The sequence below is a fragment of the Rhodococcus sp. IEGM 1318 genome (assembly GCF_033142465.1).
GTDB lineage: Bacteria > Actinomycetota > Actinomycetes > Mycobacteriales > Mycobacteriaceae > Rhodococcus_F > Rhodococcus_F qingshengii_B.
The window spans coordinates 1-9,106 of record NZ_JAWLSC010000037.1; the positions used below are offsets into that span (position 1 = coordinate 1).

Consider the following 9,106-nt stretch of genomic DNA (forward strand, 5'->3'; position numbering starts at 1 on the left):
ACCGAGTTCCTCGACGGCGGCAAGGGCGACGCATCGTGCCTCGGGCCGCTGTCCGGACTCGACAAGCAGCGCACCATTTACGCCGACGCCGTTGCCGCCCTCACAGATCCGCAGCGGACCCGCCTCGTCCTGGTCTCGCGCGCCCAGAATTCGACGCTCGCCGAAATCACCCGCACCCACCGCGAACTCGCCGACATCGGACTGACCCACCAACACGTCGTCATCAACGGCGTCCTCCCTGAACCGGCCGACGACACCGATCCCCTCGAATCCGCGATCCGCCGACGAGAGCAAGCCGCGATCGCCGCTCTGCCAACCGAATTGGCGCAGCTGCCCACCGATCAGGTCCCGCTCAAAGCGACGAACATCGTCGGTATCGACGCACTCGAAAGCCTCTTCACCACCGACCCCCGCCCGGTATCTGCCGCCTCAGCGGACCCGGCCCAGCACCTGCCCAATGCCCCGCTCGTATCCCTGATCGACGAACTCGATACAGACGATCACGGCCTGATCATGTGCATGGGCAAAGGCGGAGTCGGCAAGACCACCATCGCCGCCGCGATCGCTGTCGCCCTCGCCGAACGCGGCCACCAGGTGCACCTGACAACCACCGACCCGGCCGCACACCTGACCGAGACCTTGAACGGGGAACTCGACAACCTCCAGGTCTCCCGCATCGACCCCGCCGAAGCCACCGAGCAGTACCGCACCAGAGTCCTGACCACCAAAGGCAAGAACCTCGACGAACGAGGCCGCGCCAACCTCGCCGAAGACCTCCGATCACCCTGCACCGAGGAAGTGGCCGTCTTCCAAGCATTTTCGCGGGTCATCCACGAATCGAGCCGCAAATTCGTCGTCGTCGACACCGCCCCAACCGGTCACACCTTGTTGCTCCTCGACGCCACCGGCTCCTACCACCGGGAAATCGCCCGACAGATGGGTGAGAACACGAACTTCACCACCCCACTCATGCGACTCCAGGACCCAAACGCCACGAAAGTCCTACTCGTGACCCTCGCCGAAACCACACCCGTCCTCGAAGCCGCCGGTCTGCAAGCTGATCTACAACGCGCAGGAATTCGCCCTTGGGCGTGGGTGGTCAACAACTCCCTCGCCGCAGCCGAACCTACCTCGCCGCTCCTGCAGCAGCGCGCAGCCGGAGAAATCGCCGAAATCGACAGCATCACAAACCAATACAGCCAACGAACCGCCATCGTCCCGATGCTCGCCGAAGAACCCATCGGCGAAGCTGCCCTGGCAGCCTTGAGTAAGGCATAGCGACTCAGCGTACGCATTTTCGCAAACAACTGCAACAATGATGCATGTAGTGCAACACTGATCGAGTGCGAGACGGAGAACAGTCACCAGGCATGTCCCTGAGACTTGTCGGTAACGTACGTCCCTTGAATGAGCCGGAGTTCGTCTTCGGTGCGATGCGCGAGGGATGGCGGGACCAGCAATTGAGCCGAGGGCTTGCTGATCACACCGTCAGTGTCCGAACTCAGTTCATTCGCCGCTTCGCCGAATACTGCGAGAAGTTTCCCTGGGAGTGGGAGCCCGGAGATCTCGAAGACTTTACGGTGCAGGCGGTCTCGGCTTCGCGGCCACTGGCCAAGTCCACTATTCGTGGTTACCAGGTCACGATCCGACTCTTTTGCGATTTCCTCATCGACTCGCGCTACGGTTGGGGCCGGGAATGCGAAACCCGGTTTGGCGCGCGTCCACAGCAGATCTGCCACGAATGGAACACGGTCGCGCATCTGATCGAATACGAGGGAAGGGCGCAGCGCCGGGCATTGACTTACGACGAACTCGAACAGTTCTTCGCTCACGCCGATGCACGTGTCGAATCCATCGTGCGGGCGGGCAACAAGGGGTCCCTTTCTGCGCTTCGTGACGCACAGATCTTCAAGACTGTTTACGCGTACGGGTTGCGGAGAGCGGAGACGGTAGGACTCGATGTGGCAGATTGCCGCCCGAATCCCGCAGGGTCTCAATACGGCACCTACGGAGCGGTCGAAGTGCGATGGGGAAAGGCCTCGCGGGGGTCGGGGCCCAGGAGGCGCACGGTGCTCACGGTGCCTGAACTCGACTGGATCGTCGAAGGGCTCGCGCAATGGGTCGATCTCGGACGCGTGCGATTTCCCGACCACCCTGGCGGCGGGTTGTGGACCACAGAACGCGGGACGCGCGTGTCGATGCGTTACCTCGACCATCGCTTTGCCGACCTCCGCGACGGCGCCGGCTTGTCATCAGAACTCAGCCTCAGCCTGCACTGTCTGCGGCACACCTACATCACGAATCTGATCGAATGGGGTTACTCGGAGAAGTTCGTCCAAGACCAGGTCGGACATCTTTACGCCTCGACGACCGCGATCTACACCTCAGTCGGAAACGACTACAAGAACCGAGTGATCGCCCAAGCCCTCTCACGAATCTACGGAGCACACGATTCCCAATCCTGACACTGCGATCACGTGGCGGCTGCGCGAACTCATGGCAACGGCCGGCATGTTCCAAACCACGGAACTGATCGAACCTCTCCGGAACGTCGGCGTTCAACTTTCACGCGAGCAGGTATTTCGGCTGGTCACGAGACCGCCAGCCCGGTTGAACATGGAAGTACTCGCAGCACTGTGCACCATCCTTGACTGCACTCCCAACGACTTGATCGAGATCCATCCCGTTGGCATCGGTCAAACAGCCCGTACTGGAACCACGAACCGTCCGGAGGTTTCAGGCCCCTCCGTCGGCTCGCTCAGACCAGTACCCGCCCGCATCCATCGACCACCTCGTGACTGAATCCGTCGCTCCATCGATGCCGCGACGGTCAGGGGATAGAACCTGTCACCTGTGTGGACGGGAAATCTCGGCCGGCTATGACCTACTCGGAGGGCCAATCTGCAACCCCTGCTACTCGCGATTGCGCCGTCACCCAGACACGTGCCCATCGTGCGGGCACACCAAGGTCCTCGCATTCCACAACGACTCGGGCGACATCGTCTGCGCCGCATGCGCGGGTGTCCCTGCACGGTTCGCCTGCAAGTCCTGCGGCAGCGAAGAGCAGCTCACAGGCTCGCACTGCGGTCCTTGCCGTCTAGCCGATCGAGCCCGCAGCGTTCTGTCACGGGAGGATGACACACACCATCCCGATCTGGTCAGCCTTTACACGCACTTGCTCAGTGCCCCGGACAAACGCTCGGTGACACGATGGCTCAGCAAGGAGCCAATCGCCGCAATGTTGCGGGCCATGGCTTCCGGACAGGTGCCGATCAGCCACGAGGGAGTCAATCGGTTTCCGCAGTCACGGCGGGTGAACTATTTCCGTCAACTCCGTCAACTCCTTGTCAGCTCAGGAACGTTGCCGCCGATAGATGTGCGCCTCAACGAATTCGAAATCTATGCGAAGTGCTTTCTCGCAGCCCTCCCTCCGTCGAACGCCGCCATCCTTGGGCGCTATCACCGGTGGCATGTCTTGCGTCGCCTACGTCAACAGTCAACGCTCGAACCTCTGAGTCAGGCTGTGCTCGACAAGCGCCGGGGCGATCTCCGCGCGTTCAGTGCCTTCTTGTCTTGGATTGATGCGCAGGGTGTTTCGTTGGCCACTGCCAATCAGGGGCATCTTGACTACTTCGTCGCGAACGTGGGAACGGGCAACAACGCCCTCAGTGCTTTTGTCAGTTGGGCGTGCGCGAATGGCCACGCCTTCGGGATCGAGGTGCCGATCAACAAGCGATTCAGTCCTGCGGCAGCAATGAGTGCGGACGAGCTGTGGCAGGCCGTCGACCATCTTCTCGTCGACGAGACCATTGAGATGGCTGCACGGGTTGCTGGGCTTTTCATCCTGCTGTACGCCCAACCTTTGGCGGCCTGTGTTCGCCTGCGCCGCTCTGATGTTGTGTTGACGGATCAGGGCGTCGCTGTCAGGTTCGCATCGGAGCCGATCCAGTTGCCGGATTCTGTTGCGCAGCTGGTTCGCCGCTACCTGGAGATGCCTTCTGGTCGTGCGATTTATCGAAATTCTGAAACGAACTGGCTGTTCGGAGGCCTCCTACCTTCCAGTCGCGTCACGGCAGCGCACCTGGGCAGGATTGTGTCGGGTGCTGGAGTACCTCCGCGGCTCGCGAAGGAGGCAGCGATGAGGCAGTTAGCGACTTCGCTACCGGCACGAGTTGTCGCGGATGCGATCGGGGTGTCCGTCGGCACGGCGAGTAAATGGTCGCGAATGTCGGATGGAACGTGGAATGACTATCCCGGTCTGAGATGAGGCATTATCCGAATAGTTCTGATGGAAATAACTAACTTCCCCCAGTAGCAGGGAGCGCCTCGCATCAAGTTCGGCAACGGAGTATCGCGCCGATCCAGTCACTGCGACGTGCGAGAGGATTCGAGGACCTGCCGTGCCGCATTGATCTCGACTGAACGCGCTTCGATGTCCTCAGGTCGGGCACCCGACGAAGAATATGCCTCTCCGAGAAGCGTCAATTGACGCAGTAGTGCGTCCCGAATCTGTTGATACAGGGCGGCCGCGCCTACCCGTCGAGCTAGGTCGATCGTCGCGGTGACAGCGACTGGACTCGGCACGGCATAGATCCGCATCGCGTCGAATACTGTGTCGACTACCGTGGCAGGCGCGGTTCGGTGGACGAGAAGTCGAAGGGTTCCTTGCTCATCGGCTCGCCCCTCTGGAATGGCGTTCCGCTGGACCAACGGAACCAGGCCTACGGCCAATTCTGCTAGCGCGTTCTTAGCGGTATAGGGATCGTTGGTGCTCGGTGACAGTGCGCGCACGGCCATCTCGGTCAGTTGTTGTACGGCGAAATCTATATCTTGGTGAGGATTGCGGGCGTCTCCGAGGGAAAAGCACTTTCGAACGGCAGCGATTAGCTCGGCGGTGGCTTCTCCCGAACGGACCCGCGCGAGTTCGTCGCCCACGAGGACATGTTTACCTCCGGCCGCGGTTATCTCCACTGTGCAACTGTGATGCACAGCGTGTCGGAGGATCGATTGTTCGTCGATCGTGACGATGAACCCGCTGGCATCGGCTGATATGACAGCCTCGCCGGACAAGGCCAGATCACTACGGTCTACCGCAATGGCGTTGGCAGGAGGCGACGCTGGATACATCTCGTCGACGCAGGAAACCAGTTCGGATCGGACTCGGGCTGACAATGTCGATACTTGAATGGAATCGGCGATGTGGTGAATGAAATACACCAGCACAGCTACGCAGATCACTGCCAAGATGACGGCAACATTGACTGCGATGTCCGGAACGAACGCCACATTGTCCGAAGACTGAGAACGGATCGAGCGGAGGACAGTGAGCGAGTACAGGAAAGTTGCGCTGAAGACTCCGAGGACGATTTGATTCCCTCGATCGGCCATGAAGTTCCGCACCAGGCGCGGACCGTACGTTGAACTGGCCGTGGCGAGTACCGAAATTGTGATGGAAAAGGAGGTTGCCGCGACGGCGAGCATCGATCCGCCGATAGCGCCGAGGATGCTTCGGCTCCCGCTGACACCGACCTCGTAGAAGAAGTACCCGAAGGTATGCAATTGTCGTTCTTCGATCGTGTGGTCAAGTGAAATCAATGACTGTGCCAGCAGGATCGCCAGAACGCCGAGTACAGCCGGGATGAACCAGAAGGATTCGCGGATCTGGAGCATTTTGTTGCGCAAAGCAATTGCTCCTTGTCCGTGGTTGCTAGTTGACGAAGGCGGTCGGTGAAATGTCTCCGTCGTTGCGCCAGGGCTTCACTCGAGTGTATGGGTGCGCGGCGCGCTGTTGAGGGCGTCGGCGAACTGTTCGGGTACTTCCAGCATCGGGAAACGGCCGACTCCGATCATAGGGATCTTATGTATGTGGGAGCGCCGGCCGACGAATTTGTCGACCGCGCGCTGCGGTACTACACGGTCTTCTGTCCCCACGACCATCGCCACCGATTGCGACGAACAGGCTTCATCCCATCGATCTGTCGAAGGTCGGAGGCTTCGCGGGGTCGGGACGCAGTACACGGCTACTTTGGCGAACCAGGTCGATACGGACGGTTCCGGAACGTATTCAGGCCCTGTTGTCGACTCGAGGTATCGGGCGATATCACCGACATCAGCGGTAGTAAGCCATCGGCGCCGACGAATACCGGCGATGCTTACCCGAAAGGGGGGAAGGATGCTCTCTGGGCTGACGAGAAACAGATGGTCGACGCGATCGCAGACGGACTCGACAGCAATGGAAGCGCCGAGACCGTGACCCATCACATCGACCGTCTGTGCCGTCAGTTGAGGCAAAAGCGCATTGAGCCAGAGTCCGTAAGGACCGATGCCTCCTCCTACTGGCCGGCCGGGCGAGCTGAGGCCGGGTTCACCGGGGATGTCGACGACGAAGACCTCACGTGTGCGGGCAATGGCAGCGACACACGATTCGATCGTCGCCGCAGCGAGTGCACCGCCGAGCATCATCACCACCGGCGGCCGTTCGGAGCGGGCACCGGCGACGAGGACAGTCGTCGCCCCCAACACAGTGGGGAAGGAGCGCAGTTCGTAACCAAGGCGCCATGTGGAGAGAAGAGTTCGGGCGGCGCTCTGGATGTGCTGTTCGTCGCCGGGGCGCCGGTAGCCGGACCTGAGCAGGATCGACGACGTCACGGTCGTGTACCTGACGCTGGCCGGATAGCAATCCGACTTCTGATGGGATGGAGCATCGCGTTCTCCTGGGTTGTTCGGGCAGCACTGACCTACGTGCCGACCAGACTTCCCGGCTCACCTCCGTCAACCCTAGACGATCCAACTTGATCGGATCGTCCGGGCGCTGCGCAGGCGCAAGTCGAGACCCGCGCCGACTCGAGGGACATTCTGCAATGGCAGAGAAAACCGTTGGTGTCCAAGCTTTTTGAGAACCAGCGGGGGGAAGTGTTATAAACGATGAGGCATTACGCGAATCGGTTGTTCGGCCAATGTCTGCGCCGTGGGCATCACCCAGTCTGTCGGTGTCCGAGACAGGATTCGAGCAACGCGACGATGGGAGTTTGTACTGATGGTAGCCACCACCGATCGTTACCACACGCGGGTGATGGCATCACCGATTGCGTACCAGCGTCCCGACCCGGTGCTGTGGGATCCGGAGATGCGCCCCCGGCACGCAGACTTCGAGGTCAACGGGTTCACACATCTCGACCGAGTGCTCGACGATCGTCAAGTGAGGGGATGTCTGAGCGAGGTCACGCGGCTCGGTGAAGAACCGGCGCTGCGCGATGACGAGCGGATCGTTCGTGAAAAGAATTCGTCAGCAGTGCGCTCCATCTTCGACATCGCGAATCTGAGCTTGGTGGTCTCCGACGCGATCGAGGAGTCCGGTGCCGCCGGTATCGCAGCAGAGATCCTGGGATCGCAGGTCTACATTCACCAGAGCCGACTGAATTACAAACCAGGTTTCCGAGGTGGGGCCTTTTACTGGCACGCCGACTTCGAAACCTGGCACGCCGAGGACGGGATGCCCTCCCCGCGCGCGGTCAGCGCCTCGATCGCCTTGACCGACAACCACCATTTCAACGGGCCCTTGATGGTCATGCCCGGCTCGCACCGCACCTTCCTGCAATGCGCCGGCGCCACCCCGCCACGGTATTTCGAAGAATCCTTGGTCGAAGAGATCCCCCGGGTCGGTGTCCCGAACGAGCAGATGATCTCCGAGCAGTACGATCAGCGCGGCATCGAGGTCGTCACCGGCGCTGCCGGTTCGATGACACTGTTCGACAGCAACCTGCTCCACGCGTCCGCGGGAAATATTTCGCCCGTCCCTCGCGCGAACATCTTCGTGGTCTTCAACAGCGTCAACAACGTGCTCGAGCCGCCCTACTGCGGTGCTGCACCGAGACCGGAATTTCTCGCCGCCCGCAGGTAGCCGAGGCCATTCGACGATCTCACCTCACCCGTTCTCATCGTGGTGGGCGAGGTCCGAACCCGGGCCGGGGGTATCGGCCAACAGGTGAGATCGGCTCCTGCTCTTGCTGGTGTGGATCAGGTATCCGTAGCGGATGATCTCGTGGTGGCTCTCACTCAATGCAACCCAGCGCGGGTCGTCTGAGAGTGGGTGGACTTCCCAGCGAGAGCCGACCGAAAACTGGCCGATCGAACTCGGCGCTACGGCATCCGCGATCGAAGCGACCGAGCGGCCGCCTTCGATGTCCACGACGACGTCTATCTGATATATGTCGGTTCCAGTTCCGGCCACGGCGGCGGGCCGACGTGTCACCACCGCATGACACGGTGCGGGTGTCACTGTCGGGACTGGGCGTAAGCGCACACAAAGATACCGCAAGCATGCACCTAGCAGTACTGCGGCGAAGGCGCCCACAATGATCGCTGCCGGCCAGCGCAGCCATAGCTGCGCACCGGTCGCATCATGATCGGGTTCGCCGACGTCGACGGCGAGTACAACAGCCAGGCCTGCCATCACCACACCGGCGATCACGAGAAAGCTTGCGATCGAACGAGTTTCGATGCGATCCGCGCGTGCTCGTTGCGTTGATGTTGTGAGAGCAAGTGACATGAAGGTTTCCTCCTCGGTCTCTCGGAAGCCACGTCCTTCCAGATGGAGCAATTCACGTCGCAAACATGACACCCCTCAAGATTGACTTGTGAGGTGTACGACGTAGATCGTGTGAGACTCTCTACGGATGGTCACTGGCGTTGACATTCTCGTGTGTGCGGGGTGTCAGCGATACGGTGAGAGCAGGGATCAACGTAATACCGCACGAGTGGATCCTGTTCTGCCTCTGACCGATTGACCTCCGTTCGAAGGGATACGCACATGGTCGAGCCGTCGTCAATGTCGAATCGTGCGATGAGCGAATGGATCAACGCGCATCCCGCCGAAACGACAACGGTGATTTTCCTGGTCGTGGTGGCGTTGGTGGTCCTTGCGGTGTGGACGATATCGAGATGACGCGCCCGCGACCGGAGCCGTAGATTGCGGTTGCGGCATACGTCGTGATCAATGCTTGAGAACCGCTTTGAGGAAGGTGCGCGTCCTGTCCTGGGTGGGGGAGTCGAAAATCTGTTCCGGCGGGCCCTCCTCGACGATCTTTCCGGCGTCGAAGACCAGTAC

The 9,106-nt window shown here is 60.7% G+C and carries 8 protein-coding genes; 5 read left to right on the top strand and 3 right to left on the bottom strand.

Annotated elements, in window-relative coordinates; translation table 11 throughout:
• From R4P65_RS32650 to R4P65_RS32665, 4 genes are all read left to right on the top strand, one after another.
• Positions 1–1,278, top strand: a 1,278-nt coding sequence (locus R4P65_RS32650) for an ArsA-related P-loop ATPase (protein WP_317829641.1), incomplete at its 5' end; no start/stop codon positions are given.
• A 125-nt stretch (positions 1,279–1,403) separates the two neighbouring features.
• The gene (locus tag R4P65_RS32655) at positions 1,404–2,465 is read left to right on the top strand and encodes a site-specific integrase (protein ID WP_317829642.1); all 1,062 of its coding nucleotides are present in this window, start codon (positions 1,404–1,406) and stop codon (positions 2,463–2,465) included.
• 46 nt (positions 2,466–2,511) lie between these two features.
• A complete protein-coding gene (locus R4P65_RS32660; protein ID WP_411742623.1) occupies positions 2,512–2,802 on the top strand; it encodes a helix-turn-helix domain-containing protein in 291 nt (96 codons plus the stop codon).
• 400 nt (positions 2,803–3,202) lie between these two features.
• Positions 3,203–4,267 (top strand): hypothetical protein, encoded by a 1,065-nt coding sequence (locus R4P65_RS32665; protein ID WP_317829643.1) that lies wholly within the window; start codon positions 3,203–3,205, stop codon positions 4,265–4,267.
• A gap of 98 nt (positions 4,268–4,365) precedes the next feature.
• Here R4P65_RS32665 and R4P65_RS32670 read toward each other — a convergent pair whose 3' ends face one another.
• Both R4P65_RS32670 and R4P65_RS32675 read right to left on the bottom strand, forming a co-directional pair.
• Positions 4,366–5,682 carry a DUF2254 domain-containing protein gene (locus R4P65_RS32670; protein WP_317829644.1) on the bottom strand — a complete coding sequence of 439 codons (1,317 nt, stop codon included), beginning with the start codon at positions 5,680–5,682 and terminating at the stop codon, positions 4,366–4,368.
• Between the two features lie 75 nt (positions 5,683–5,757).
• Entirely contained in the window at positions 5,758–6,648 is an 891-nt protein-coding gene (locus R4P65_RS32675) for an alpha/beta hydrolase (RefSeq protein WP_317829645.1), read from the bottom strand.
• 388 nt (positions 6,649–7,036) lie between these two features.
• On the opposite strand from R4P65_RS32675, the gene R4P65_RS32680 reads away from it, so the two are divergent.
• On the top strand, positions 7,037–7,900 hold the full coding sequence (locus R4P65_RS32680) for a phytanoyl-CoA dioxygenase family protein (protein WP_317829646.1): 864 nt from the start codon (positions 7,037–7,039) through the stop codon (positions 7,898–7,900).
• Positions 7,901–7,924: 24 nt separating this feature from the next.
• On the opposite strand, the gene R4P65_RS32685 is transcribed toward R4P65_RS32680, so the two are convergent.
• Positions 7,925–8,548 (bottom strand): hypothetical protein, encoded by a 624-nt coding sequence (locus tag R4P65_RS32685; protein WP_317829647.1) that lies wholly within the window; start codon positions 8,546–8,548, stop codon positions 7,925–7,927.
• Positions 8,549–9,106: the final 558 nt, after the last annotated feature.